This window comes from Methylocystis sp. H62, assembly GCF_015709515.1.
In the GTDB taxonomy this organism is placed as follows: Bacteria; Pseudomonadota; Alphaproteobacteria; order Rhizobiales; family Beijerinckiaceae; genus Methylocystis.
Genome location: NZ_JADNQZ010000053.1, coordinates 180,019 through 205,744, shown reverse-complemented (window position 1 = coordinate 205,744; position 25,726 = coordinate 180,019). Strand labels below are relative to the sequence as shown.

The window sequence follows — 25,726 nt, the reverse complement described above, 5'->3', positions numbered from 1 at the left end:
GCCGTGGATTTCGTTTCGATTTCGCAAGCGCTTCTCGTCGCCGACCATGCAAGTGTCAGTCACGCCGCCCGGGCGCTCGGGGTGCGCCAATCCGCCGTTAGCCGCCGCGTTCAGGCGCTCGAAAACGAGCTGGGCGTATCTCTGTTCGAACGACAATTAAGCGGCGTCAGACCTACGGTCGCCGGCAAACGTTTCTTCGATCGGACGCGGGCCGCATTCGCCGAAATCGACCATGCGGTGGCGAACGCTAAGGCTGCAGGACGCGGCGTGGAAGGCGTGATCCGCATCGGAATCCTCCCTTCCATTATCAACGGTTGCCTGAGCGAGCTGCTGTACGATCATCGGGCGGCGCATCCCGCCGTCGCCATGGAATTCTACGAAGGTCCGGCTCCGGATCAGATCGCGCGAATTATGGAGCGTCGTCTCGACGTCGCTTTTCTGGTCGATGGAACGCCAGCGCCTGGCTGCGATCTCGAAAGATATTGGAATGCCGGCGTCTGCGTCGCCTTGCCTGACCAACATCCGCTCGCCGGTTGCGACATCGTCGATTGGGACTTGCTGAAGGACGAGCATTTTATTCTGGGCCGCGAGGCGATTGACGCGGGGCTCGACAGAGTTGCTGCCGATCACATTGCGGGGTTCGGCGACCGAATGTCGCTCGAAACCCATGACATTTCACAAGAGGCCGTGATGAAACTCGTTGTGCTGGGATTTGGCCTCGGCCTTATGAACGATTCAAATGTTTCGATTTGCTATCCCGGCGTCTCTTTTCGACAGCTCCCGCGCGACGATAGCCATCTCGGCTTTTGCGCCGTTTGGCTGCCGGGCAACGACAATCCGGCGTTGCGTCGCTTTCTCAGCCTTGCGCGGACGATGGCGAAGAAAGGCTGAAGGGCGATTTTGACGGCGTCGGCGCGGCGGGCTTCTTTGTGGAATTGCGGGATTGCGCAAAGCCTCGATCGCTCGCGATAAATTTTTCAACCATCGGCGCGATGAGTTTGGCTGGTTCGACGGACTTGCCCGTTTCGTTCGCGAGAATCTCCGCATAGGCGACCAGATTTCGGTGAAGCGCGGCTGACAGTGTGACGGTGAGCTTCACCGGTTTGTCGTCATCGATCCCGGCGAGTTTCAGTTTGGTCATGGATCATCCCGCTGCGCAGCGATGGTTGCTCTCTCTCGGTATGGCGCGAGCACAAGATCGCGCGTGACGATGACGCGCACGGGAAAACCCGGCCTGATGGTCAGCGTCGGCTGAATATTGAGATTGCGTCCGACGATTTGTTGGCCGGTTTGATTGAGGCTCTGGGCGCCGCCGCGGCGCAGCGCCTGGATGAGCGCATTCTCCTCGCCTGTCGTCCCAAGCTGCGTGCCGACGCCGAGAATGGTGGAGAGCGCGGCAGCTCCCGCCAGTCGTAGCCAGTGATGATCGACCTCATCTTCGAGCCCTGAAAAACCGGCAGCGTCGGCGCCGGGCAGGCGCTCCAGCACGATGGATTGGCCGTCCGGAAGGATGAGCCGATTCCACACGAGCAGCACGCGGGACTGGCCGAAGGCTATTCCCGAGTCATAGACGCCGATCAGCTTCGCGCCCTGCGGAATAAGGAGGAAGCGGCCGGTTGGGCTGTCATAGATGTTCTCGGTGACCTGCGCGGTGATCTGGCCGGGAAGGTCGGAACGAATGCCAGTGACGAGCGCCGCCGGAATAACGGCGCCTGCCTGCAACACGTAACGAGAAGCGGGCTGCGTGAGACGATCGGAACTCACAGTGCGGCGATCGGCGGGCGCGTTGACGAAAGCGAGTTTGCGATCCTGCATATTTTGAATGGCGCCAGGATCGATCGGCGGCGGTTCTCCGAATTCGACGCCCGGCGATGTAGAGGCGTTTGCCGACAGTGGCGACGTAGGCGCAATAGGGGCGTTCGTTAGACGCTCATGTACATTCGTCGATGCGAAGAGCTTCGCGGTGCGCGCCGCTTCGCGCTCCTGACCGATGCGTTGTTGTTCTGGATCGACACTTGTTTGCGGCGCTTGTCCTTGCGCGGCGAGGATCGGACGGCCGAGATCGCCAGGTAGGGGCGGGCCGAGTTTCGGCACATTTTTGGGAAGGCCCGTATAGTCCCGCGGCAGCGCCGTGAGGCCGTCGGCGGTCGTCTTCGCTTCCGTATTGTAGAGCTCCGGCGCGGCGCCGGAGCGCCCACGCTGCTGCAAGGCGAAGACGGTCAGCCCCAGAATGGCGGCGGCGGAGACGCCGGAAAGCGCGATGAGCACGCGCCGCGAGAGCCGCGTCACCGGCGGACGCTCGGGTCGAAGCCGCAATTCCTCAGTGAGCCTCTTCTCGTTCTCCGGCGCGCTCATATCGCCGGCCTCCCGTCGCTGCGCACGATGCGCACGACTTGCTGCGAGTCGGCGCCAAAGCGCAGTTCCGCGGCGGCGAACAGCCGATCGATGATCATGTGATTGCCGCGCACGCGGTAATTGACGAGCTGACTGTCGCCCGCGGCGCCGATGATAAAGAGCGGCGGCATCTCGCCCTGCGAGATCCCGCGCGGAAATTCCACATAGACCTTACGGCCATCGTCGAAGGCGCGCAGCGGGCGCCAGGGCGCGGCGTCGCCCTCGATCGCGTAGCGAAAATTGAGTCTTGAGAGGTCGAGACCGACGTCGATGGGCGCGGCAGCCTCGGCGGCGACATTCTGACGGCGCAGCGCGATGAGTTCGTCCTGCGGATATTGCCAGGACACGGAGGCCATATAGGTTTTTTCGGTCGAGCGCAGTTCGAGATGATAGGTGCGCCGATCCGTGTTGATGACAAGATTGGTCATGAGATCGGCGCGCGTCGGCTTGACCATGATGTGGGTTTTTCGCGCGCTCCCTGCGCCGCTTTCGGTATCGCCGATGATCCAGCGCACCGTGTCGCCGGCGGCGACGGGACCGGAGCCGACAAGCTGCTCGCCGTCCTGCAGGGCGATGTCGGTGATCTCACCCGGGGAAGCATAGACTTGATAGAGCGCGCCGTCGGAAAACGGATAAACCTGGACGGCGTTGATATAGCCGGCGCGCCTTGGTTGGATCCGCGCGGCGGCGTTGGCCTGTTCGACTCGTATCTTCGGATCGCTCGGCTCATCAGGTTCGCTCTTGCCGCGCGGCAAGATTTTGAGCTGGCCCGGCAGCGGCAGAAGTTTGGGGATTTCGACGATTCTCACCGGGTTCGGCGGCTCGCTCTGCAAAGTGGCGGGAGCGGGAAGATCGTCATAGGCGATCTCCGGCGGCTTGAAGGTCGAGCAACCGGCAAGCGCCGTGGATCCGAGAAGCAGAACGATCGAAGCACGAAGCGAAAGCAGCGTCATTGTCCGAGTTCCTTCGACCAGTTGACGGCGTGGATGAAAACGCCAAGCGGATTTTTGCGCAGGCGCTCGGCGTCGCGCGGCGGCTGAACGATAATGGTGAGGATGGCGGTCCAGCGCTCGGTCGATGCGAGACTGGCGTTCTCATAACGGCGCTCGGTCCAGGCGACGCGAAAGGAATCATCCGAGGCGCGAATGACGCTGGCGACCTCGATCGCGATCTGAACCTGTCCGATCTTGGCGAAGGGATCGTTGACGCGGGCGTAATCGTTTAAGGCCAGCGCGCCCTTGTCGGTGACGAAATCATACGCCTTCAGCCAGTTCTGGCGGACGATGATGGGGTCGGATGGGATCGCGCGCACATTCTCGACGAAGCGCGCGAGATGCCAGGCGATCTGCGGGTCGGTTGGCTTGTAGTCGGCGATTGCCGGCGCGATCGCCTGTGCTTCGCCGATCTTGTCGATCTGCACCACCCAGGGAACGATCGATCCACGCGCGCCCTGCCAGACGAGCGCGGCGGCGAGGCCGCCGGCAAGAAAGAGATTGCCAAAGGCGATAAGTCGCCAGTTCTTCGCCTGGACGCGCGCCGAGCCGATGCGCTCGTCCCAGACCTGCGCCGCTCTCTGGTAAGGCGTTTCGGGTTCGGGCGTGCGCCCGTAGCGAACGGAAGAGCGTTTGAACATCAGCGCGCCTCGGAGAGAGTGATGGAAGCGCCGGCGCCATGGGCGTCGCCGGCGCGAATGGAATGAGCGGCGAGAGAGAGAGGCCGTGACTGACGGTCTGGGCGCGCTTCAAGCGTTTTGCCCAAGCGGGTTCGCCGCCGCCAGGAGCCGCTGAGGCGTTTGGCGTCACCGAAGGATCGGCGCCGCCGCTTGCGGCTGACGCTGCGCCGCTTGTTGAAGCGGCGGACTGCCCGCGCGCCGCGCCTATTCCTCCTCCCGGCCCGCCAGCTGGCCCGGAAGGAGGCGGGGCGCCCATTGACGGCGGCGCGCTCGGCGATCCCGGTCCGCTCCCCGGCGGGATCATCGTCGCGGCAGCGGTGTCGCGGTTACCGCCAAGCGAAGCGATGGCGGCGCCGGCGTATCGCGCCGCGCCATAGCCAGCGGCCGCGCCGCCAGCGACAATGAGACCGGTTCCAACGGCAGCGCCGGCGCCAAGCTGTGGGCCGCCGGAGACAATGCCATTGGCGATGCCGGAACCAAACACGCCAAGGCCGAGAAGCGTCAGCGCCGCGAGCACCAATGTCATGGCGTCGTCGATCGTGGGCTGCGCGCCGCCGGCTCCTTGCGTGAATTGTGCAAACAGCGTCGAGCCGATGCCGATGATGACGGCGAGAACCAGCACTTTGACGCCGGAGGAGACGACATTGCCGAGCACGCGTTCGGTAAGAAAAGCGGTCTTGCCGAAGAGACCGAAGGGGATGAGGACGAAACCGGCGAGCGTCGTCAGCTTGAACTCGATTAGCGTGACGAAGAGCTGGATGGCGAGGATGAAGAAGCTGAGGAGAACGATCAGCCAGGCGAAGAGCAGGACGGCGATCTGGATGAAGTTCTCAAAAAACGAGACATAGCGCATGAGGCCGGAGATTGCCTCAAGGATCGGCCGGCCGGCGTCGATGCCGACCTGCGCGACGCGACCGGGACGCAGAAAATCGGCTGCAGCCAGATTGCTTCCGGCGGCTTTGAGGCCAAGGCCGGAAAAGCTCTCGAAGACGATGCGGGCGAGATGGTTCCAGTTGCCGATGAGATAGGCGAAGACGCCGACGAACAGCGTTTTCTTGACGAGACGGGCGATGATTTCTTCGTCCGGCGCGAGGCTCCAGAACAGCGCGGCGAGAACGATGTCGATGACGACCAGCGTCGACGCCAGAAAGCCGACCTCGCCGCCGAGGAGACCGAAGCCGGAATCGATATAGGAGGTGAAGACCTCGAGAAAGCGATCGATGACGCCGGTCCCGCCCATGACGTCACTCGCTCTTGGGCATTCGCGAAGGCTTTGGCGCGGGCGAAGCTTTGGGCGCAATCGTCGGCGCGGGCTTTTCGAGCGCGCGCGGCGCCGAGGGGAACATGTCGAGCGGCTTTGCGGCTTCTTCGGCGGGCTCGGCTGGCGGCCCGAAGAATTTTCGCCGCTGCTCGGCCCAAAGCGCGCGGCATTTGGGATCATCGGCCTGTTCGATCGGGAGCGTCGCGCAGCGTAGCAGCTCTTCGTCGATCCGAGGCGCTCCGACTGGCTGGCCCGTAAGCAAATTCGACGACGATTGCGCTCTCGCCGCCACGTCGGCGTCGCAGGCCGCCTCGACGCCGACAAGAGCGATGGCGCCGATCACGACGCCGAGCGCGATGAGGCCGATATTTTCGGGAGCGATCCAATCTTCGATTTTCATCTCGACGCGCCTCAATCAACGGAACATGGATACATTGCCAGGCTGATAGCCCTGTCCGGGCGCGATGAAGCGGCGCATCTGTTCGCGCGCCTGTTCCTGCGCTTCGGCGCTGCGGGCCATCTCCAGAGACTGAGCGCGGCCTTGGGACGCGAGCAGAGCCGTGACGTCGGCGAGCTGCTTGCTTTGCAGCGCCAGGAGCTGATTGCCGGCCTGCGAGGCCTGCAGTGCGCCGACGGCCGATTGGCTGGAAGAGATCAGCGCGCTTGCTTCGGAGCGGGCAGTCTCGATGCCCTGCACGATGCCGGCCTGAACGCGCAGCGCGTCCTGGAATCCGGAAAGAGAGTTCTGCCAGCGCTGCCGGGCGCCATCGATGAGCGATGCGCTGCTCACCGAAACGTTCGCCGCGCCATAATGCGTCGAGAAAGCCTGATCGATCTGCTGGACGTCATAAGCGATGCGCTGAGCCTGATGCAGAAGCTGCTGCGTTTGCGCGATCGATTGCTGGATGGTCTGCAGCGACGAGTAAGGAAGATTTGCGAGGTTGCGCGCCTGATTCACGATCATCCGCGCCTCGTTCTGGAGGCTGGTGATCTGATTGTTGATCTGCTGCAGCGTATTCGCCGCCGTCATGACGTTCTGCGCGTAATTGGTGGGGTCGAACACGATCTGCGCATCGCTCGCGTCAAGCGGCGCCAAGGACAGCGCCAGAACGAGGGCAAGGCTGCTTACCGAGATTGGGAAACGACTGCGATTCATGACGCGGCCTCCAGTTCGTTCTGCTGGGAGAGAAGATCGGCGGCCCAGACGAGGCCGCGACTGACGAGCCAGGCGCGCGCAAAGCCGTCCCGGCCATATTCGGCGACGAGCCCGGAGATGAGTTTTTGATCGGTCTTCGAGGACGCCGCGCAGAGCGACAGCGCCAGCGGACCAAGGCCAAGTTCGAACAGCCGGTTGCCGCGGCGCGACTGGCAGTAATAGTCGCGCTTTGGCGTCGCCCGTGCGACGATCTCGATCTGGCGGTCGTTCAAGCCAAAGCGGCGATAGATGGCGGCGATCTGCGGCTCGAAGGCGCGTTCATTGAGCAGGAACAGCCGCGTTGGGCAGCTCTCGACGATCGCCGGCGCAATCGGGCTCGTTTCGATATCGGCGAGCGACTGGGTGGCGAAGACGACGGAGGCGTTCTTCTTGCGCAGCGTTTTTAGCCATTCGCGCAATTGGCCGGCAAAACCCTTGTCGTCGAGGGCGAGCCAGCCTTCGTCGATAATGATGAGGCTGGGCGAGCCATCGAGTTGGCCTTCGATACGATGAAAGAGGTAGGCAAGAACGGCGGGCGCTGCCGATGAGCCGATCAGGCCTTCGGTTTCAAAAGTCTGGATGTCGGCGGAACCAAGAAATTCGGCCTCTGCATCAAGAAGCCGTCCATGCGGTCCGCCAAGGCAGAAAGGTTTTAGCGCGCGCTTGAGGGCGTTCGACTGTAACAGGACCGAAAGGCCGGTGAGCGTGCGCTCAGGGGCCGGCGCCGACGCAAGCGAGCCGAGCGCCGTCCAGAGATGTTCTCTGACCTCCGGGGTGACGCTGACATTTTCACGGGCGAGGATTGCGGCGATCCATTCGGCCGCCCAGGCGCGTTCCGCGACCTCATCGATCCGCGCGAGCGGCTGCAGGGAGACGGGATCGATGGCGTCGTCGTTGAGCGCGCCGCCAAGATCGTTCCAGTCGCCGCCCATGGCGAGCGTCGCGGCCCGCGCCGATCCGCCGAAATCGAAGATGAAAATTTGAGAATCTGCGTAACGGCGAAACTGTAGCGCCATCAGCGCCAGCAGCACGCTCTTGCCAGCGCCGGTCGGACCGACAATCAGCGTATGGCCGACATCGCCGACATGGAGCGAGAAGCGAAACGGCGTCGATCCTTCCGTGCGTGCGAAGAACAGCGGCGGCGCGTGAAGATGCGCATCCTGCAGCGGACCCGCCCAGACCGCCGAGAGCGGAATCATATGGGCAAGGTTCAGCGTCGAGACCGGCGGCTGGCGGACATTGGCGTAAACTTGTCCGGGAAGCGAGCCAAGCCATGCCTCGATGGCGTTGACAGTCTCGCCCATGCAGGTGAAGTCGCGGCCCTGGATCACCTTCTCGGCGAGACGAAGCTTTTCGTCGGCGAGGCGCGGATCATCGTCCCAGACGGTCAGCGTCGCCGTCACATAGGCTTCGCCGATCAGATCGGAGCCGAGATCCTGCAGGGCTGCGTCGGCATCTAACGCCTTGTTATGGGCGTCGGTGTCGAGCAGCACCGGGGCTTCATTGGTCATCACTTCCTTGAGGATCGATAGAATCGATTTGCGCTTGGCGAACCATTGCCGGCGGATGCGGGTCAGAACTTTCGTGGCGTCGCTTTTGTCGAGGGTGAGCGCCCGCGTCGACCAGCGATAGGGAAAGGCGAGCCGATTGAGTTCGTCGAGGACGCCGGGATAGGTCGCCGAGGGAAAGCCCATGATGGTGAGGGTGCGCAGATGCGCACTTCCGAGCCGCGGCTCCAACCCGCCGGTCAGCGGCTCGTCGACGAGGATCGCGTCGAGATGCATCGGCGTCTCGGGAACGCGCACATTGTGACGTTTGGTCGAGACGCAGGAATGAAGATAGGTCAGGGTCTCGGCGTCGGAGAGCCATTTGGATTCCGGCGCGAAGCCTTCGATCAGCTGCAACAGGCGATCGGTGCGGTCGACAAAACTGGCGAGCGTCGCGCGTGACGAGTCGCCAGAGGCGCGCCCTTCATAGAGCCAGCTCTCGGCGCCCGCCGCGTCGTCCTCGGCCGGCAGATAGACAAGCGTGAGAAAATAGCCGCTCTCGAAATGCGCGCCTTCCTCTTCGAACTGCGCCTTGCGCTCTTCGTCGACCAGCGCCGAGACGGGATCGGGAAAGACACTCGCCGGATAATGCAGCGCGGGATTGCGCTGCGCCTCGACGAAGATCGCCCAGCCGGAGCCGAGGCGTCGCAGCGCGTTGTTCAAGCGCGCCGTCGCGCCGATGAGTTCCGCTTGCGTCGCGCTATCGAGGTCTGGTCCGCGAAAGCGCGCGGTCCGCTGGAACGAGCCGTCCTTATTCAAGACGACGCCCGGCGCGACCAAGGCCGCCCAGGGCAGGAAATCGGCGAGACTTTGCGGCTTCCTGCGATATTCGGCGAGGTTCAGCATCTACGCCTCTCCTCAAACGCCAAGATGCGCTGGGTAGCGAAGATGCCGGCGCACGACCTCGACGAAATCGGGATCGCGCTTTGCCGCCCAGACGGCGGCAAATTGCGCCACGACCCAGAAGGCGAGTCCGGCGATCCAGAGACGCAGACCGAGTCCGAGCGCCGCGGCGAGTGTGCCGTTGAGAATGGCGACGGCGCGCGGCGCGCCGCCGAGCAGGATCGGTTCGGTCAGTGCGCGGTGGACGGGAACGCGAAAGCCCGCGACCGAGCCGCCATTTTGAATGGATGCGTTCTCCATCAGATCAGCGCTCCGCCGCCGAAGGAGAAGAAGGAGAGGAAGAAGCTCGATGCGGCGAAGGCGATGGAAAGACCGAAGACGATCTGCACCAGCCGCCGAAATCCGCCCGAGGTGTCGCCGAAGGCGAGCGTCAGGCCCGTTGTGATGATGATGATCACCGCGACGATCTTGGCGACCGGGCCCTCGATCGATTGCAGGATCTGCTGGAGCGGCTGCTCCCAGGGCATGTTGGAGCCGGCGGCGAAGGCTGGCGTCGCGAGGACGGCGACGCCAATAATGAGAACAGCGGCGCCAAAGCGTTCGCGAACAAAAATCCTATTCATGATCGTCTCCGAATTTGAGATGCGTAAGGTCGGCGAGCGCGTAGTCGCCGGAGTCGGTCAGGCCCTGAACAGCGGCGAGTTCGATGAGCCGGCGGCTGTTGCCGCGACCCGCCAGCACAGCGATGATCTGGATCGTCTCGGCGATCATCGCGCGCGGCACAGTGACGACGGCTTCCTGGATGAGCTGTTCGAGCCGGCGAAGCGCGCCGAGCGCGGAACCGGCATGGATCGTGCCGACGCCGCCGGGATGTCCGGTTCCCCACGCCTTAAGGAGATCGAGGGCTTCGCTGCCGCGCACTTCGCCGATCGGAATGCGGTCGGGTCGCAGGCGCAGCGATGAGCGGACAAGCTCGGAGAGGGTCGCGACGCCTTCCTTGGTGCGCAGCGCCAAAAGGTTCGGCGCGGCGCATTGCAGCTCGCGCGTGTCCTCGATCAGAACAACGCGATCATTCGTCCTGGCGACTTCCGCGAGCAACGCGGTGACGAGCGTCGTCTTGCCGGTCGAGGTGCCGCCCGCGACCAGAATATTGCTTCGTTCGACAACAGCGGCGCGCAGGATCGCCGCCTGCCACGGCCCCATGACGCCGGCGGCGATGTAATCATCAAGTGCGAAAACAGCGACTGCCGGCTTGCGGATGGCGAAGGCCGGCGCCGCGACGACGGGCGGCAGCAATCCCTCGAAACGCTCGCCTGTCTCGGGCAGCTCCGCCTAGACGCGCGGCGCGCCTGCGTGAACCTCGGCGCCGACATGGTGCGCGACCAGCCGGATGATGCGCTCGCCGTCTTCGGGCGAGAGGCGCGCGCCCGCATCTTCCAATCCGCTCGTCAGCCGATCGAGCCAGAGTCTCCCGTCGGGATTGAGCATGATTTCGACGACGCTGTCGTCGTCGAGCCATTCGGCGATCTGGGCTCCCAGCGCCGTGCGCAACGTGCGCGCGCCACGCGAGAACGCTTCTGCGTGTTGAGTGTGTGCCGCCACTGCTGTCCCCGGTCCTCGTCGAATCGCGCGTCGGCGGCTCGAAACCGGGGTCGATTAAGAAAGGCCGAAGCCGAGCGAACGCAACAAGCCCGTCAGGGGCGTAGGGCTCTGGCGTGCAAAGACAGGGAAGAGGGATGGTCGGTGAAGTAGCTCGAAACAACCACGTAAACCACTCTCCATGCCGATAGGCTGGCGTTAGCCGTCGCCTCGGAGCGCCAAGCGAGTCGTCCGAGCGTTTGACCCTCCCATGGTGTCTATGACGACACTCGCTTGGCATGCATCATCGGCACGAGTTTGATAAAGTAAGACAGATCCCTGCGGGTTCGGCGCTACTCAGTTGAGCAAGCAGCGACAACATGAAACACTTGCTTGGCGGTGTCATTTTTGGCGCTTGTATCTATCGAAGGACCTGGATCTTTGTATAGTTAACCCGAATATTGGTGTTTCTCTTTTCGGAGGCAAACAGCATGTCTGGTGGTGGTGGTGGTGGAAGTTCGCGGCCGGACCCGGTAACGCCGATCATTCCACGCAAGGACCGCGACGGGACCGGCGGTGCTGGGAGCGGCGTTGATCCGTGTGTCTTAGTGGAGGAGACAACACTGAATTCGCCGGTGCCGGCCACGATCGGTAATTTGAAGGCGGGCGATGTTCTAAGCGTCAGTCTTGAACGAGGCCCACCGTTGCGGGTCGTGGTCCGGACGGCGTCAGGGCTTACGGCTGGTTCAATCACGGGAGCGAAGCTCCCGCAGATCATCGCATGTCTTGAAGCGGGCGTGAGTTACAAAGCCGAGGTCGTTGCGGTGAAGGCCGCAGCAGTCCGTGTCAGAGTGTCTAACGTATGAAAGCGCCGCTTCATATCGTAGGCGGCGTCTATCGTGAGCGCTGTCAGTGGCCGATGCCGGAGACAGATAATGTCTTTGGTTCAGCGGGACGCGCAGCCGCCGCGCTCCAGGGAACTGGCATTGAGCGAATTCTACACACCTACATTGGGCCCGACCTCCAAGACACCATCGATCTAATCCTTGGCGGATTTGAGTTTCAAATCGAAAAGCACTTGCGCCCAGTCGATCCCGTTTTTGAGTATGTCCATTGTCTGGCAGTGCCGACAATTTCCCCCGACCTGGTTACTGTTCCGAAAATGGCGCCTATTCACGTTAAAGGCGACATGGTGATACGTTTCGGTATGCTGGAAGGAGACGCTGTCGTCGACGCAGGAATGTGCGTCTACGACCCGCAATCAGCATACCAGCCAGTAGGGTTTCGAGCCAACGGCAGTCGAGCAAGAAGGTTGGCGCTGGTCGCAAATTCTGGCGAGGCGAAGGCGCTCACGAAAACAGCGGATTTGACGGTGGCTGCTGAAAGGCTGCTGACTTCTGAACATGCCGACGTTGTGGTCATAAAGTGCGGACTCGATGGCGCCATTGTTGCCTCCGCGGATGGCGTCGCACGGGTTCCCGCATTCGCGGTCGATGTCGCCCAGACGATCGGCTCGGGAGATGTTTTCGTGGCGGTATTCGCCAAGGGCTGGATGTATGACGGTCTTGCCCCTGTCGACGCGGCATTAGTCGCCTCCAAGGTGACGGCAAACTACATCGAGAGCTCAATCCTTCCGGTCGAACTGGATCAACGGAGCCGCAGTGAAATCAGGAGAGCAACCGGCAAAGTGTATCTGGCGGGGCCATTTTTTTCGATTGGGCAGCGCTGGCTCGTTGACGAGGTTCGCCGTGTATTGCTCGCGCTTGATGTAAAAGTGTTCTCCCCTGTTTACGAAGTTGGGCGCGGTAGCGCGAAGGATATCGCGCCAAAAGATATCTCCGCCATTCACGAATGCGATGCAATGTTTGCAATCATCGACGGCATTGACAGCGGGACCATTTTTGAAATCGGCTATGCGCGCGCGCTCGGTAAGCCAGTCTTCGGGTTGGCCCAGTCTGTGCCTGAAGAAGATCTCAAGATGATAGTTGGGTCTGGCTGTATCGTAAGTGCTGATTTTGCATCGTTGCTGTTGCAGGTGGCGCAGCGATCATGAAGACCGCCCTGCTTCTTTCGGGCGGAATGGACTCTGTGGCGATCGCTTGGTGGAAGCGGCCAGATATTGCGATCACGATCGACTACGGACATCAGCCCGCTTTAGCAGAGATACGCGCGGCAGGCGCGGTTGCCGCTGCGCTTGAAATCGAACATCATATCGTCCGTTGCGACCTCGCGGCGCTTGGCTCAGGCGACATGGCAGGGCGCACGCCATTAGTTATGGCGCCGGTTCCGGAATGGTGGCCATTTCGTAACCAGATGCTATTGACGGTGGCGGCCATGAAGGCGGTTTCGTTAGGCGTCGAGCGGCTTCTGATTGGATGCCTTTCCACTGACCGGCAGCATGGTGATGGCACAGAGGCGTTCATTTCGGCTATGAACAGCTTGTTCGCGGTCCAAGAAGGTGGGCTCATGGTGGAAGCGCCCGCGATTGCGCTGACCGCGGAAGAGTTGATCCAGCAATCCAGCATTCCGTTCGAAGTGCTCGCTTGGGCGCACTCTTGCCACCGGGCGAATGAAGCCTGCGGCAATTGCAGAGGCTGCCTAAAACACTATAGCACGATGCAAGCGCTCGGACATGACCCTTACTAAGGAGCCTCATCCGCGACGCGAACCGGCGCCTTGGCAGCCGATTGATTGGCCTGTTCGACGCACCGTCGCGCTCCGTTCGCTGCCGCCGACTCCCTCAGCACGTTTTTCCGAAGTGATGGCGTATCGCCGAAGCGAACGACGCATGACAGCGCTGCCTCTTGGGCAAGTGCTAGATGTCCTGCGGTTTTCTTCGGCACTGCGGAGCGGCTGGATCTATAAGGGTATCGATCGGCACAAAGCGCCGGCGATTTCGGGAGGTGGGTTGCATGGCATTCACCTTGTCATTGCCCCTTACGCAATGCACGCTCGACTCTTCCGTTACGACCGTGCCGGCGATCAGCTGGAGGCGCTAAATGTCGCGCGACCGGAGAGAATCATCAATTTGTTTGGTCAGGCATGTGCCTGCCTACCAGAAGCGAACGGAACAATCGTCGGTCTGATTGCCGACCACGCGAAGTATATTGCAGCGTATGAAGAAGGCGAGAGCCTAATTTGGCGCGACAGCGGTGCCTTGTTGCAGGTAATTGCGATGTCGGCTTTCGCATTCGGCTTCGCATGCTGTCCGTTGGGACTTCACGGTGTTGAGATCGTCGAATCGCTTAACGTTCGCGCAGATCGGCTACTGGCTTGCGGCCTTCTACAAATTGGGCGGTATGCAGGGGCCGAGGTCTGACAGGTCCGACCTGCAAGCCTAATTCACTTTGTATAATGAACCCGGCATTAGGTGCCCGATTGACCGCATCACCTGCCACATGGCTGAATCAAGATCAGCTGCCCGCACGCTAAGCGCCCGTGCGAGAGCGATGAAGCGTGTCTCCATCGCTTTATAGTGACGCGTCGGATTCATTGTCGGTGCGAAAAGCCCAATGTAGCGTCCGGCACGAATTATATGGACGTCGAGAACCGCGACGTGATTTGAATGGCGACGGTTTCGCACGATCCACGAAGCGGTCTTTAGGCCGATGCCCGGCAAAGTGGCAAGCTCGTCCCGGAAAGCGAGATCGCAGGCATGTTCCTGCAATCTCGGTAGTCGTTCCAGTGAGGCGGAGAGAAACCTCGCCTTCTGGTGCGGGAAACGATATCTCCGTCCCTTCAGTCGTCCACCGAACGGTGCCGACAGGGCCGCTTCGAGTATGTCGATGGGCACGCCTGGATATAGAAGTTCGCGCTCTTTGAGCCTGTCGAAGGCTGCAAGCCCCATTTCGGCTGGCATTCCATAGCCGCCCAATAAGCAAGCGGCAATTTCTTCTGCGAGATCCTCCCCGAGCCGGATATCGCCGAAATCTCCGCGCTCTGCAGCGCGGGCCATCTCGCGCCAGAATGCGGGACTGAAAACTTCGTCCGTGCGCCCAAGAGGAACACCGGGAACGATCTCAGACCACGGCATTTTATGGAGAGGCATATTATGTTTGCGCCTGATCGGGATTCGATGGACCAACGCAATACGGGTCGAAAGCAGCACTTGCGGTTACGATCAACCATCCGCAGTTTCGTGCTTGCATCGTTAACATTTGGTTGCCTTCCTCAGACCTGCTGCGCTGCTGGATGAAATATTGCCGTTCAGAGGTGCCTGCGGGATGACAAGCAACTTGACGTGATTGGTGTGAGTAGTCGCCGCGCTCAATAAGGGCCAAATGCACCGGTATTTTCATCGGTTACAGGAAGGTCTTTGGAGACCTCACGTTGGACTCGCTCGCCGTTGGCTAGTCGGCGCCCTAATACTTCTATAAAACTCTCATAACGCTCGCGCCCTTTGGCCTTTGCTGCGGCTTGTGCACCATCTGGCAGTGGCGGTGTCGCGGTTAGCCAGGCGCGGATATATAGCGCCAGCGCCTCGACCGAGAATTCGAGGTCGCGTTCCATGCGGTCGACCGAACGCGTTAGCCGATCGATCCGGCGTGTGACCGCAGCCTCCCAGCGATCGGCGTCGTCGGCAGTCAAGAATGAAATGATCGCCGCTTCCCCTATCGCCGATTTGGCGGTGTGCTCCTTGGCGGCGAGCTTTTCGAGCCGCGCCATCATCTCGGCGTCGAGATAGACGGAGAGGCGTTGCTTTACCGGCATGGGCGGCTCACAGGGCTATTCCGTCGTCGGGATCCATCGAAGCTTGGCGCGCGACGGTGCGGCTGCGGAACGCGCGGGCGCGGAGGGCCTCCTCGTCGTCGGGTTCTTCGAGCGGCGCATCGTCCAGCGACTGAGTGGAAGTCGCCGTCTCGGGGGCGATGGCCTCGTGTTCCGGAATCTCGGGTTCGCGACGAATTCCGCCATTAGCCGAACCCTTATCGTCCGATCGTTTCGTGACGAATTGTCCCGGATCTGCCGTCGCCTTGTTGGGTAGGGCCAGACTGCTCCAATCGTCTTTCAGATCAGGCGGTGATACTTCGTCCTTCAATCTGTTCCGTTCTGCTCGATCGATATCCGGCGGTGGCAGGATTCGGCCGGCCAGTCGTCGGTCGTCGAAATAGCGCGCCTTATTCGCTCGAATCGGCGCAAGCCCGGAGACGAGCACCAGTTCGTCCGAAGGTGGAAGTTGCATCACTTCGCCCGGCGTGAGCAGCGGTCGCGCCGTTTCTTGGCGCGACACCATGAGATGGCCGAGCCACGGCGACAGCCGATGGCCCGCATAGTTGCGCGCGTCGCGAATTTCCGTCGCGGTTCCCAGCGCGTCGGACACGCGCTTGGCTGTGCGTTCGTCATTGGTGGCGAATGAAACGCGCACATGACAATTGTCGAGGATCGCATTGTTCGGCCCATAGGCCTTCTCAATTTGATTGAGTGATTGCGCGATGAGAAAACTTCTCAACCCATAACCGGCCATGAAGGCGAGGGCCGACTCGAAAAAATCTAGTCGCCCGAGCGCCGGGAATTCGTCGAGCATCAAGAGGACGCGATGGCGCGGTGTTTTTGCATCCAGCTCCTCGGTCAGGCGGCGGCCGATTTGGTTCAGTACTAAACGCACCAGCGGCTTGGTGCGAGAAATATCCGAGGGCGGTACGACGAGGTAGAGCGTCGCTGCTCTCTTGGCCGATACGAGATCGTCGATCCGCCAGTCGCAGCGTCGCGTGACCTGCGCCACGACGGGATCGCGATAGAGGCCGAGGAACGACATGGCGGTGGAGAGCACGCCGGAGCGCTCGTTTTCGGACTTGTTCAAGAGCTCGCGGGCGGTCGAGGCGACCACGGGATGCGGTCCGGCCTCGCCCAGATGTGCTGTCGTCATCATGGCGCGCAGCGTCGTCTCGATCGGTCGCTTCGGGTCGGACAGGAAATTTGCGACGCCGGCGAGCGTCTTGTCGGCTTCCGCATAGAGGACATGCAAAATGGCGCCGACGAGCAGCGAGTGGCTGGTTTTCTCCCAGTGATTTCGCCTTTCCAACGCACCTTCGGGATCGACGAGAATATCGGCGACGTTTTGAACATCGCGCACCTCGGCTGCCCCACGCCGCACCTCCAGCAACGGATTGTAGGGGCATGAATTCTCATTGGTCGGATCGAACAGCAGGACGCGCCCGAAGCGCGCGCGCCAGCCGGCCGTCAAATTCCAGTTCTCGCCCTTGATGTCGTGAACGATCGCCGATCCCGGCCACGTGAGCAGGGTCGGGACGACAAGGCCTACGCCCTTGCCGGATCGGGTCGGCGCGAAGCACAAGACGTGCTCCGGTCCGTCATGACGCAAATAGTCGTCATCGAAGCGCCCAAGTACGACGCCATCTGGGCCGAGCAAGTTCGCGGCGCGCACCTCCTCCGGCTTCGCCCAACGCGCCGAACCATAGGTGACGACATTCTTAGCTTCGCGCGCTCGATGCACCGACATGCCGATGGCGACGGCGATCGAGGCGAACCCACCTGACGCGGCGATGACGGCCCCTTCGACAAAAATGGTCGGCGCGTAGGCGTCAAAATGATACCACCACCAGAAGAATGCAGGCGGCGGATACATCGGCCACGAAGCGAGGCGGAACCACACCGGACCCAATTCTGGTTGAAGCGCCAGCCGCCACGCCGTCCATTGTGTCGCGCCCCATGTGGTCGCGAGCACGATCGCGAAGACAACGAGGATCTGACCCCAGAGGATGCGGGTGGCGGACATGAGCGCCAACCTCGGAGACCAGCGCCCTGGCGCGCAAGAGGAATTGCGAGGTGGTCGAAAGCTGTCGCGCCATAGCGTGCAAAGACCGGGTGCGTTGGTACCCGCCCTGGCGATGCCCACAGGGTTGGCGGCCCGGATGCCCCTTGAATAGCCTGCCAATTGGCAGTATATAGTCTGTCATGTGACAAGAAACCTGTGAGGCCGTCATGAGCTTTGCAAGCGCCGCCGGCCCAGCCATGGATGGCGGGCTTCCCCCGACGCCGCCTAATCTTGCGGATGCGGCGACGCGTGAGCGTCTGACGCCTGCCGCCGTCGACGGCATTGTGCGCCTCTCGGAAATCTGGCGGCTGACTAGCGCGGAAATCTGTGCGCTGCTCGGCGGCGTATCCGAGCGGACATGGTTTCGCATGAAGAAGGGCGAATGGCCGGGAGCGCTGTCGCAGGACACGCTGACCAGGGTCAGCGCGCTCATTGGCGTCTTCAAGGGTCTGCGGTTGCTGTTCTCGGAGCCGCTCTCCGACGAATGGGTGCGACTGCCGAACAAGGGTCCGCTCTACGGCGGCCGTCGGCCGCTCGACGCGATGATCGAGGGCGGCATTCCCAAAATGTTGGAGGTTCGTCGTTACATCGACGCGTTGCGCGGCGGTCTGTAAGTGCCGCCGCCGCCGACGGTCGAACTTGCCCAGCGCGATACGGTGAGGTTGATTTCGACGGGTCGCCTCAAGCCGCCGGTCCTTTCGCCGCTCGCCGCCAATTTCGGCGCGCTCGAAGACCTCGCCGGCTTGGAGAGCGTGACGAACGGCCGATTGCAGGCGCAGGAGACGGGCCTTCCAGGTCTCGATCCGCGTGAGCTCGTCTTCGGTCGCCCCGGCTACACCTTCATCAACGCCGCCTTCACGCACACGCGACCTGGCGGCAATCGCTTCAACGGCGAGGATCGCGGGGCATGGTATTGCGCCTTCGAGGTCGAAGCGTCGCTTGGCGAAGTGTCCTACCATTTGACGCGCGAGCTCGAAGCGATTGGTCGGTTCGACAACGTCACCGACTACGCCGAGTTGCTCGCCGATTTCTTCGGGCCGTTTCACGATCTTCGCGGCGCCGACCCCGAAAGTGAGCCCGCCCTTCACGAAGACCCCGGAGCCGCCTATCCGGCTGGCCAAGCGCTCGCCCGGCGTCTGCGGACCGAGGCGGCGAGCAACGGCGTGGTCTACCCGTCGGTTCGCCTTGCGGGCGGCGTGTGCCTCGTCGCCTTCCGGCCTGATCTGGTTCAGAACCTGCGGCAAGGCGGCATCTGGCGGCTCGAATGGCAAGGCGCGCCGACGCCGGCGATGACAAGGCTGAGCTGATCGGCGTCACGACGCCGTGAGAATTTGAAAAATGGCACAGTCCAGGAATCGTCTAAGGCTGAAACGCGCTCCACAACTGGCGTGCAGCGGGTCGGACTGAATTTCCCGTTTGCGCCTCATTTGCGGTCACTCGGCCACGCCGACGAGTGGACGCTGGTGGCAAAAACTTGCGGTGAACCTTGATACGACCTTCGCTGGCTTTGTTACCCAACGTCATGCGTCTTAAGCGGCGAAAAGTAGGGCCGTCTCTTCCTTGAACGAGAACCGCTTCGAGATGCAAACGCTGTCCCTGCGTGGGCCGCGCGACAGCTCAAGGGTTAGCAGGCTGTCCTGCGGAAAGGCTGGGCTAAGCTCAAGTCTGAGATACTCGAACAGCTGGCGATCATGGACCGCAATCATCACCTGGCGGCTATGTTCTTTAGACAACGTCCTGAGCAGCGCCGCGAAATGGGCGATATGAACGTCGTCCATCGACTGCACCGGATCATCGAGGATCAACCAAGGTAGTTCCTTGGGCACCGAGAGATGCAGCGCGATGAACAAGGTCAGTGCCGCGGTATTGAGATTGCCGGCGCTCAGCATGGCGCCCGGCGTTCCGCCAGCGTCGCCACCGTCCCGATGCTCCGTGATAAGCTTGGGCTGGAGCCTCTGTGTAGACGATTCCGGGATCCGAAATGCGGGCACAAACGGCTCACCCGGCGCCAAGCGCACGAAAAGATCGCGCCACAGGCAATTGAGGCGGTCGTTAAACTCCCGGCGAATGATGGCAGAGCGAACCCTGTCGACGGCGCTCCGGATCGCGTTGCCCTGATCGCGCAAAGCCTGCGCGCGCTCGAGGGCCTGCTCGGCGCGCTGCCAGGACGCAAAGTCTGCCGAAATCCGTGCGTCGGCTTCCTGTCGACGCGTGACTGCCGCGCGGATCGTAGCGATATGGTCGGTGCCCTTACGCCGCATGGAAAGCCGCTCCTCGAAGCGGGTCGCCTGGGCCGCCAGAAGCGCATACAGCCGCGGCGCGGCTGCATCGAAGGACTCGCCCTCCTCGAGTGCAGGCGCTCCGATTGAAAGCGCAAATTCGCTCAAAGTGTCGCGCGCGGCGGCAAGCGACACATGACGTGACTGGGCTTCGCTTACTGCACGCCGCGCAGCGACGTCAGCCGCGCGCAATCGCCCGCCTTCGCGAAGCGCCTCGATCACGGCCTCGAGCTCGTTGATCAATGCCTCGATGGAGGCCAGCGATCGGTCGAGTTCGGCCAGCGCTTCCTCTTCGAGTCTGCGCGCGGCGATCGACTCGATCTCGCGGTCCAGCCGCTCGAGAGTGACCTGCACTTCGCTCCGGGTGCGTCCGAGGATCAGCAACCGCTCCGCTGATGCAGACAAGGTCCGCACCTTACCATGGACATGTTCGTGGAGCGGGACTTTGCTCACTTCAGTGAAATCTCGATCGCAGACTGGGCAAATTTCGTCGGTGATGAACGATGTCAGCTCCGCCAATGCCGACCCGAGACTGCCCGCAGTGCTAGACAAGCGGGCGACTTCTTGATCGATCGTGCCACGCTGGCGCTGCGCCACATCGCGCTCATCCTGCGCCACCGCGTGACGCGCGATATCGGCCCGCGCCTGTGACGCGCGGTCGGAAAACTGCTTCTGCTCGGTGCGGAGCCGCGTCAGAGCTGCTTCCGCGAACTGCTCAAGATCACTCGGCAGCGAGACATCGGGCAGCAGGCCTTCAACACGGCTGCGGAGCGCGCTGACGCGCTCTCCATATTCCGCTTCCCAGAGCGCAAACACCCTGCTGGGTTCGTCCGAGCCGGCCGGCGCGAGGCCGGCATTGGAAACCGCCGCGCTTCGCGCCGCGTCGATTTCACGCCGGATCGAGGCCAACCTCCGCTGCTGGTCCGTCAGCCGTGCGAAGGCTTCAGAGTCACTGCTCTCCGAAAGTGCTGCCGCGACTTCATCCAGCGTCTCCTCCCGCACCCCGACGGACGGCGCGAGCGCAGTGCAAAGCATCGCGAGTTCGCTGAGAGCGCTCCGAACCTGCTCATTCAAGGCGTCGCGCGTCTTGCGCTGGTCAGAGAGCCGCAAGTCGACGCGCGACTTCTCATTTTCGGCCGCCAGCCAGCCGTCCACATTCTTGCGGACGTTGCGCACATCCGCGAGGGGCTTCAGTCCAGCTTCAAGGGCGTCCAGCTGATCAAGCCCCAAGAGGTTGCCCACAAACTGTGCGAGGGGGGATGCCGCATCGTGCCCTGCATCCTGATAGATCTGGAGTAGCTGGCCGAGCAGAGATTGCGGTAAGAATGCCCGTTCCCGGAAGAAGGTGGCGCGGTGTTCGTCCAGCGCGGCGATCGACTGCGCACCGACTGCATTCAGCACCGCCTCAAAGCGTTGTTCCGATGTCCCGGCGAAGGCCTTCAGCAAAATGCTCCCCTCGGTCGCCGAGCGGTGCAGCAATTGCTTCTCATAGCCTGGGTCAGCGCGTTCCAACGACTGAACACGACCGGTAAGTGCCAGCTCGATGGCAGACAGCAAGCTCGTCTTTCCCGCGCCATTCTCGCCATGGACAATTACTACCTTGGCGTCGAGTGGCGCATAGACTTGGCCGCGGATGCTGCGGAAGTTCTTGATGTCGAGGCTCTTGAGGATGAGGTCGCTCACGACTACTCACCTCCCGGTTCGGACTGAAACGCACCATTGATCACCAGCGCCGCAGCATCCGTCACCGCCAGCTCTCCGGCACTTGATGCGGCAATCACCGCATTGACAAGGGACTTGTTCGTGCCAGCGGGAAGGGCGTGAACGAGCTGTTCAATGGCCGACCCGCTGCCGTCCTGAGCATCTGCGATCGGAACGGGAAGCCTGAGCGGCATTAGCACGCGGATACGATCGTCGAGCTGGCGTTCCGCCGTCTCGTCCGCCGGCTTGTCTTGGTCATCGAGCGCGATGCTTTCGACCAGCAACACGCGGCAGGTCTCGGACAGCGCTTCGACGCCTTCCGCCAGCACTGCGCCTGCGAGGATCACCGTCACGAGATAGCGTGAGCCGGTGACGTCTAGAGCGCGGCTCAACGCTTCCACCCGTTGTCGGACGCGCCCGCCGTCGCGATCGCCAAAGTCTCCCGTTGTGGTGTCGACCAGGAGAACGAGATCCAGCGCCCGCCCGTCGCGACCATGCATCGCCCCGGTGAACGCGAACTCGACGCCCGCCACCTTGAAAGGCGTCGGGAGGTCGCTGTAGCCGGCACCGCGGAGGCGGTCCTGGATCGCATGTACGAGGGGCGAACTCAAAGCATCATCTCCGTGACAAATTCCTTTTGAAGCGTCGCGGCATCGCTGCAACGCGAAAGCAAGTCGCCAAGACTGACATGCGTCTCGCCGACATGTCCGGTCCGCCCCGGCGCGGCGCGCACGCGCCGAGCGCTAGCGCCGCCTCCCGCCATCTGATGCCAAGTGTCGTCAGCATGGACGACGATCGCATTGTCATTGGCGAAGGCCCCGTTGCTTTTGAGGGCGATCGCGTCCGTGGCGGACTTGACGATGAAGAGCGGGCGATCCACCCCGTCCGGACGCGATGCGCGAGCGGTTATCGCCCCTGACGTCACGGCGTTCGCGATCGGTTGACGCAGCTCCCAGAGACCGGCTGTGCGTCCAAATTGGAGGAGCGACAAAGCGACCCCAAGGCGTCCGAGGCACATGGCTTGGGCGTTCTGGTCGGCCGCAATGAGGTGGGGCGTCGAGTTGCTCAACGTCTCATAGGCAGCCGGATTTCCGGGCAGGCTGCCGCTTCGGAACACCGAAAGCATCCGCGACCATAACGCGATGGCCTGGTTCACGAAGTCGGCCCGGTTCTGCGCCCCGAGAGTGGGGACCGCGAGATCCGATATGTCGTCCCTCAATGCCTTCAGCAAGGGTTCGAGCGCGTCGGCGATCGGTCGTTTCCCAACGGCAGTGAGACCAAGCTCCATCAACCGGGTGAGTTTGTCCGCAAGAAGCTTCAGGACGAGCGCGATCAGCACCTTCTCCCCCCAGGCGCGCAGCAGCGTGGCGTCATGAATGGCGGCGGGATTGTCATTGTATGCATCGCCATAGGAGAGGCGTAACACATCGCGCTGACCTTGCCGGATATTGTCCTCGCAGAAGATATGCGCCGGGGCAGCCGGCGTGCAGGGCCACGGCCAGGCATGCGTTGCCTTGGCGCGCGCGAAGAGCGTCTGGAGATTGTTGTCTTGGATCGACAGCCCAAGCACGAGCGTCTTCTGAGCCGTCGCAAGCCCGACGACCGCATTGCGCATCGCTGCGAACTCAGCCTTCTCCGGCCAGTCCATGATCTGAGTGTAGCTTCCGGTCAGGAATCGCCGAAAGACTAGCGGTTCGCGCGTGGCATGCACGATGCACCCATGGAACTTCAGCAACCGCGCCCTACCGGCGGGTCCCCGTAGCTGATCGGGATCGACAACGACCTGCAGGACGGCCGGCACGCCGTTGCTCAGCCGCTCAACGGCCGCTTCGATGAAGCCATCCCAATTTGCCGACGCAACGGACTGTATCGCGCCTTCGAGTATGAGGATCGCAATACATAGATGCTCCGCGGCGGGCGGCTCGGCATGTTCGAAGGCCTGCCTGATGTCGATCGCATCCCACAGAATGAAATCTGCGGCCGTTCCGGCGATACGGATGTCGAGGACGCGGGAGTATTTGGTCCACAGGCGGTCGATGATCGCGTCGTGCTCTGGCCAGACCGCGAAAGGCTGTCCATATTGTGCCTCGACACTTTCCGGTTCGACCTCTGCAAGCACGAGCGCTTCCTTGAGTGCTGGCATATAGGCAGCTGCCGTAATGGGATCGATTGCTCGCTCGCGGATATAGTCGACGGCCCGTTCGATGAGGTTGCCGAGATTGGGTGCCTGCCTTGAAATTCCCGAGCCGACCCAAAGAGCAAACTCGCCATTCTCGACCGCATCGGCAACAGGGGCGAACTCGGCTTCCAATTTCGCAAGCACCTCTCGCACTGTAATCTCATTGGCTGTGGGTGCCGGCGCCATGACTCTTTCCCCGCTCACGGCACCGTCAGGCGCCCTTCCGGCAACGACACTATTCCACCGCGCCAGCTTGTCTAGCTACAGGTTAATTAAGCTCATCCACGACAGATGATATGCTCCGATAGAAAAAGAAAAAATTGGCCTAAGCTAGCCTGCAACCTGCCGAAAAGCAGACCTTCCAAAGGACCAGCCTTGGATCACAAGCGGAAGTTCACACGGTCCCATTCGCGAAAGCCGCTCATTGACAGAAAAGACACCTATCGCCCGATTCCACGTTTGCGCCCAAAGCTCCAATCCACTCCGCCGCCCGGCGACATGACGCCAGAAACCTGCTTGCCGATTTCCTTCTCCAGCGACGGCGCCCAGGGCACGAGCTGGAAGCCGAGCCCGTCGTCAATCATAGCGAAGCGACCGGAGGCGAGCGTGAGGCGACTGCGATAGACGCCGGCGACGGTTTCTCCCTCAGCGACGGCGTGGCGCGGGAGGCCGGTTTCGGCAGCGATGCGCCCACCGGCTGCATCGAGTTCCCGGCTTCGCAGCGTATCGAGCAAGTCGCGGGCGAAGACGATGCGCTGACCTTGTCGGTTTGCGAGTCCTTCTGAGACAAGATGCTCTGTGCGAGCCTCCAGCGCGTCGCGCACGTCGCGGCCGAAACCGTTCTCGGAAAGTGGCATCGGCTCCCTGTCGAGCAGGCGCCGATCGAGCCATGTCGCGCCCGGCGCGTGAACTTGATCAGCGAGCGCGAGATCGGAGCGCACGGCGAGGTCGAGGCGCGACGATTCACCATCGCGCGACGCAATGCGCCTTGCCTCGACGATGGCGCCTAGAGCGGCGTCGCTGGTCGCGTCGAGATCTTTGAGCCGGACATGGTGGGTGCGGCCGTCCACGCCGTCGATGATCGCGAAGGCAGAACCCTTCAGCTCGTCGTCGAGGCCGCGAGACAGAAACCGGCCGATGATCGGATCGCCGCGAGTCTCGGCGTCGAGCACGAATTCTGCCGTGGCGCGATCGAGAACACGTTCGCTCAAACCGCGATGGATGCGCTTGATTATGTCACCGCGCTCGCCGAGCGCGCGCAACGTAGTCTCCGCGTTCTCGGCCATGACCCATTGTCCTGGGCCGGTCGGCGCCGCGAGGCCGAGTCTCTCTAGCTTGCGGGCGCGGGCGACAAGCACCGTTCGCTCGGCATCCTGAGCCCGGTTGCCAACAGGTCGCAGGTCGATCAACCCGTCATGGCAGGCACCCTCGCGCGCAAGGGCTTGATCGAGCGACGTCCAGCAATCGGCGTCGACCTGCCTGTCCAGAGCGCGGCGGATTTCCTGCTCGCTGCGAGGACCAAGCTCCAGCGTGACGAGCTGCTCGGCGCGGGCGCGGAAGCCGCGGCTGATATAGTCGCGATTGATCACCAGATCCCCGCCGTCGTCGGTTCGTCCGCGAACCAGGACATGGATGTGTGGATGCTCGGTGTTCCAATGATCGACCGCCACCCAATCGATCGTGGAGCCGAGATCGCGCGACATTTCTGCCATGAGATCGCGCGTGAAGGCGCGAAGGTCGGAGAGCTCGGCGGCGTCATCTGGGGAGACAATGAATCGAAAATGATGACGGTCACCCTGGCAGCGTTCGGCGAAAACGCGCGCATCCGCTTCGTCGCCGGCCGCGTCGAACATTCTGCCCGGCGCGCCATCGCGCGTGACGCCGTCGCGGCGAAGATAGGACAGGTGAGCGGAAAGCGGCGCCGATTTCTGGCTGTGCCGGGCGACCCGCGCCTTTACAACGACATGGCGGGATTTTGCGTTCAGACCGCGCAGCGCGCCGAGGCTCGCGGCGCGGCCGCGTCCAAAGGCACCGCGACTGCTTCCGCGCGCGCCAGAGCGATGCAGTCCGCCGGACTTCTGCGTCGCCGCGAGAACCCGCGCAACAAAGCTCTTCCCCTTTATCGGCGTCTTCGATCGGATGCGGCCAGGACGAATGTTGATTTCGTCGTCATGAGACATGGCAGAAATCCGCCGAGGTGAAATTTGATGAGTCTGTACAACGGCTTGTCAAAACGGACAGGCTTCTCCTCGAATACGCAGCCTATGCGAACATGTTGACGAGCAACGCCAAAACGACCGCC

At 62.3% G+C, this 25,726-nt stretch carries 22 protein-coding genes and 2 pseudogenes; 6 read left to right on the top strand and 18 right to left on the bottom strand.

Annotation, left to right across the window (positions count from 1 at the left end; translation table 11 throughout):
• Positions 1–3: 3 nt before the first annotated feature.
• Positions 4–891 carry a LysR family transcriptional regulator gene (locus tag IYY11_RS11850; protein ID WP_312029725.1) on the top strand — a complete coding sequence of 296 codons (888 nt, stop codon included), beginning with the start codon at positions 4–6 and terminating at the stop codon, positions 889–891.
• Here IYY11_RS11850 and IYY11_RS11845 read toward each other — a convergent pair.
• From IYY11_RS11845 to trbB, 11 genes and pseudogenes are all read right to left on the bottom strand, one after another.
• Positions 857–1,141 carry a DUF2274 domain-containing protein gene (locus IYY11_RS11845; RefSeq protein WP_196404036.1) on the bottom strand — a complete coding sequence of 95 codons (285 nt, stop codon included), beginning with the start codon at positions 1,139–1,141 and terminating at the stop codon, positions 857–859. The two genes, IYY11_RS11850 and IYY11_RS11845, sit on opposite strands and share 35 nt — an antisense overlap.
• The gene (locus tag IYY11_RS11840) at positions 1,138–2,355 is read right to left on the bottom strand and encodes a TrbI/VirB10 family protein (protein WP_196404035.1); all 1,218 of its coding nucleotides are present in this window, start codon (positions 2,353–2,355) and stop codon (positions 1,138–1,140) included. The genes IYY11_RS11845 and IYY11_RS11840 overlap by 4 nt, the downstream gene beginning before the upstream one ends.
• Positions 2,352–3,347 (bottom strand): P-type conjugative transfer protein TrbG, encoded by a 996-nt coding sequence (trbG, locus tag IYY11_RS11835; RefSeq protein WP_196404034.1) that lies wholly within the window; start codon positions 3,345–3,347, stop codon positions 2,352–2,354. The genes IYY11_RS11840 and trbG overlap by 4 nt, the downstream gene beginning before the upstream one ends.
• Positions 3,344–4,027 carry a conjugal transfer protein TrbF gene (trbF, locus tag IYY11_RS22420; RefSeq protein WP_210331318.1) on the bottom strand — a complete coding sequence of 228 codons (684 nt, stop codon included), beginning with the start codon at positions 4,025–4,027 and terminating at the stop codon, positions 3,344–3,346. The genes trbG and trbF overlap by 4 nt, the downstream gene beginning before the upstream one ends.
• Positions 4,027–5,306, bottom strand: a pseudogene (gene trbL / locus IYY11_RS11825) (P-type conjugative transfer protein TrbL). The gene trbF and the pseudogene trbL overlap by 1 nt, the downstream one beginning before the upstream one ends.
• 4 nt (positions 5,307–5,310) lie before the next feature.
• Positions 5,311–5,727, bottom strand: coding sequence for a putative entry exclusion protein TrbK-alt (gene trbK-alt / locus IYY11_RS11820; protein ID WP_196404031.1), 417 nt, complete (start codon positions 5,725–5,727; stop codon positions 5,311–5,313).
• A gap of 15 nt (positions 5,728–5,742) precedes the next feature.
• A complete protein-coding gene (trbJ, locus tag IYY11_RS11815; RefSeq protein ID WP_196404030.1) occupies positions 5,743–6,483 on the bottom strand; it encodes a P-type conjugative transfer protein TrbJ in 741 nt (246 codons plus the stop codon).
• Entirely contained in the window at positions 6,480–8,915 is a 2,436-nt protein-coding gene (trbE, locus tag IYY11_RS11810) for a conjugal transfer protein TrbE (RefSeq protein ID WP_196404029.1), read from the bottom strand. The genes trbJ and trbE overlap by 4 nt, the downstream gene beginning before the upstream one ends.
• A 12-nt stretch (positions 8,916–8,927) precedes the next feature.
• Entirely contained in the window at positions 8,928–9,212 is a 285-nt protein-coding gene (locus tag IYY11_RS11805) for a VirB3 family type IV secretion system protein (RefSeq protein ID WP_196404028.1), read from the bottom strand.
• Positions 9,212–9,535, bottom strand: a complete 324-nt coding sequence (locus tag IYY11_RS11800; protein ID WP_196404027.1) for a TrbC/VirB2 family protein — start codon at positions 9,533–9,535, stop codon at positions 9,212–9,214. Before IYY11_RS11800 ends, IYY11_RS11805 begins: the two co-directional genes overlap by 1 nt.
• Positions 9,528–10,514, bottom strand: a pseudogene (gene trbB, locus IYY11_RS11795) (P-type conjugative transfer ATPase TrbB). Before trbB ends, IYY11_RS11800 begins: the two are co-directional and overlap by 8 nt.
• An 838-nt stretch (positions 10,515–11,352) precedes the next feature.
• Here trbB and IYY11_RS11790 point away from each other — a divergent pair.
• From IYY11_RS11790 to IYY11_RS11780, 3 genes are all read left to right on the top strand, one after another.
• Positions 11,353–12,543: a PfkB family carbohydrate kinase gene (locus tag IYY11_RS11790; protein ID WP_196404026.1), complete on the top strand. Its 1,191-nt coding sequence runs from the start codon at positions 11,353–11,355 to the stop codon at positions 12,541–12,543.
• Positions 12,540–13,136 carry a 7-cyano-7-deazaguanine synthase gene (locus tag IYY11_RS11785; protein ID WP_196404025.1) on the top strand — a complete coding sequence of 199 codons (597 nt, stop codon included), beginning with the start codon at positions 12,540–12,542 and terminating at the stop codon, positions 13,134–13,136. Before IYY11_RS11790 ends, IYY11_RS11785 begins: the two co-directional genes overlap by 4 nt.
• Positions 13,137–13,278: 142 nt before the next feature.
• Positions 13,279–13,809, top strand: a complete 531-nt coding sequence (locus IYY11_RS11780; protein ID WP_196404024.1) for a hypothetical protein — start codon at positions 13,279–13,281, stop codon at positions 13,807–13,809.
• Positions 13,810–13,827: 18 nt separating this feature from the next.
• Here IYY11_RS11780 and IYY11_RS11775 read toward each other — a convergent pair whose 3' ends face one another.
• The 3 genes from IYY11_RS11775 to IYY11_RS11765 form a co-directional block, all read right to left on the bottom strand.
• Complete coding sequence (locus tag IYY11_RS11775) at positions 13,828–14,538, bottom strand: hypothetical protein (protein ID WP_196404023.1); 711 nt, start codon at positions 14,536–14,538, stop codon at positions 13,828–13,830.
• 218 nt (positions 14,539–14,756) lie between these two features.
• Positions 14,757–15,200, bottom strand: coding sequence for a ribbon-helix-helix domain-containing protein (locus IYY11_RS11770; RefSeq protein WP_196404022.1), 444 nt, complete (start codon positions 15,198–15,200; stop codon positions 14,757–14,759).
• 7 nt (positions 15,201–15,207) lie between these two features.
• Positions 15,208–17,226 carry a conjugal transfer protein TraG gene (locus IYY11_RS11765; RefSeq protein WP_196404021.1) on the bottom strand — a complete coding sequence of 673 codons (2,019 nt, stop codon included), beginning with the start codon at positions 17,224–17,226 and terminating at the stop codon, positions 15,208–15,210.
• Positions 17,227–17,432: 206 nt separating this feature from the next.
• Between IYY11_RS11765 and IYY11_RS11760 the strand changes: the two genes are divergently transcribed.
• Both IYY11_RS11760 and IYY11_RS11755 read left to right on the top strand, forming a co-directional pair.
• Positions 17,433–17,879 carry an antitoxin Xre-like helix-turn-helix domain-containing protein gene (locus IYY11_RS11760; RefSeq protein ID WP_246719878.1) on the top strand — a complete coding sequence of 149 codons (447 nt, stop codon included), beginning with the start codon at positions 17,433–17,435 and terminating at the stop codon, positions 17,877–17,879.
• Positions 17,880–18,572: an RES family NAD+ phosphorylase gene (locus tag IYY11_RS11755; protein WP_196404020.1), complete on the top strand. Its 693-nt coding sequence runs from the start codon at positions 17,880–17,882 to the stop codon at positions 18,570–18,572.
• 222 nt (positions 18,573–18,794) lie between these two features.
• On the opposite strand, the gene IYY11_RS11750 is transcribed toward IYY11_RS11755, so the two are convergent.
• The 4 genes from IYY11_RS11750 to IYY11_RS11735 all read right to left on the bottom strand — a co-directional run bounded on the left by IYY11_RS11750 (position 18,795) and on the right by IYY11_RS11735 (position 25,604).
• Positions 18,795–21,227, bottom strand: coding sequence for an AAA family ATPase (locus tag IYY11_RS11750; protein WP_196404019.1), 2,433 nt, complete (start codon positions 21,225–21,227; stop codon positions 18,795–18,797).
• A gap of 2 nt (positions 21,228–21,229) precedes the next feature.
• Entirely contained in the window at positions 21,230–21,856 is a 627-nt protein-coding gene (locus IYY11_RS11745; protein ID WP_196404018.1) for a hypothetical protein, read from the bottom strand.
• Positions 21,853–23,610, bottom strand: coding sequence for an SIR2 family protein (locus tag IYY11_RS11740; RefSeq protein WP_196404017.1), 1,758 nt, complete (start codon positions 23,608–23,610; stop codon positions 21,853–21,855). The genes IYY11_RS11745 and IYY11_RS11740 overlap by 4 nt, the downstream gene beginning before the upstream one ends.
• Positions 23,611–23,864: 254 nt before the next feature.
• Entirely contained in the window at positions 23,865–25,604 is a 1,740-nt protein-coding gene (locus tag IYY11_RS11735) for a VirD2 family relaxase/mobilization nuclease (protein ID WP_196404016.1), read from the bottom strand.
• Positions 25,605–25,726: the final 122 nt, after the last annotated feature.

Bases quoted from the DNA above. Each gene is read 5' to 3' on its own strand.
- IYY11_RS11845 (WP_196404036.1), bottom strand. From the start codon at position 1,141: ATGACCAAACTGAAACTCGCCGGGATCGATGACGACAAACCGGTGAAG.
- IYY11_RS11840 (WP_196404035.1), bottom strand. From the start codon at position 2,355: ATGAGCGCGCCGGAGAACGAGAAGAGGCTCACTGAGGAATTGCGGCTT.
- trbG (WP_196404034.1), bottom strand. From the start codon at position 3,347: ATGACGCTGCTTTCGCTTCGTGCTTCGATCGTTCTGCTTCTCGGATCC.
- trbF (WP_210331318.1), bottom strand. From the start codon at position 4,027: ATGTTCAAACGCTCTTCCGTTCGCTACGGGCGCACGCCCGAACCCGAA.
- trbK-alt (WP_196404031.1), bottom strand. From the start codon at position 5,727: ATGAAAATCGAAGATTGGATCGCTCCCGAAAATATCGGCCTCATCGCG.
- trbJ (WP_196404030.1), bottom strand. From the start codon at position 6,483: ATGAATCGCAGTCGTTTCCCAATCTCGGTAAGCAGCCTTGCCCTCGTT.
- trbE (WP_196404029.1), bottom strand. From the start codon at position 8,915: ATGCTGAACCTCGCCGAATATCGCAGGAAGCCGCAAAGTCTCGCCGAT.
- IYY11_RS11805 (WP_196404028.1), bottom strand. From the start codon at position 9,212: ATGGAGAACGCATCCATTCAAAATGGCGGCTCGGTCGCGGGCTTTCGC.
- IYY11_RS11800 (WP_196404027.1), bottom strand. From the start codon at position 9,535: ATGAATAGGATTTTTGTTCGCGAACGCTTTGGCGCCGCTGTTCTCATT.
- IYY11_RS11790 (WP_196404026.1), top strand. From the start codon at position 11,353: ATGAAAGCGCCGCTTCATATCGTAGGCGGCGTCTATCGTGAGCGCTGT.
- IYY11_RS11785 (WP_196404025.1), top strand. From the start codon at position 12,540: ATGAAGACCGCCCTGCTTCTTTCGGGCGGAATGGACTCTGTGGCGATC.
- IYY11_RS11780 (WP_196404024.1), top strand. From the start codon at position 13,279: ATGACAGCGCTGCCTCTTGGGCAAGTGCTAGATGTCCTGCGGTTTTCT.
- IYY11_RS11775 (WP_196404023.1), bottom strand. From the start codon at position 14,538: ATGCCTCTCCATAAAATGCCGTGGTCTGAGATCGTTCCCGGTGTTCCT.
- IYY11_RS11770 (WP_196404022.1), bottom strand. From the start codon at position 15,200: ATGCCGGTAAAGCAACGCCTCTCCGTCTATCTCGACGCCGAGATGATG.
- IYY11_RS11765 (WP_196404021.1), bottom strand. From the start codon at position 17,226: ATGTCCGCCACCCGCATCCTCTGGGGTCAGATCCTCGTTGTCTTCGCG.
- IYY11_RS11760 (WP_246719878.1), top strand. From the start codon at position 17,433: ATGAGCTTTGCAAGCGCCGCCGGCCCAGCCATGGATGGCGGGCTTCCC.
- IYY11_RS11740 (WP_196404017.1), bottom strand. From the start codon at position 23,610: ATGGCGCCGGCACCCACAGCCAATGAGATTACAGTGCGAGAGGTGCTT.
- IYY11_RS11735 (WP_196404016.1), bottom strand. From the start codon at position 25,604: ATGTCTCATGACGACGAAATCAACATTCGTCCTGGCCGCATCCGATCG.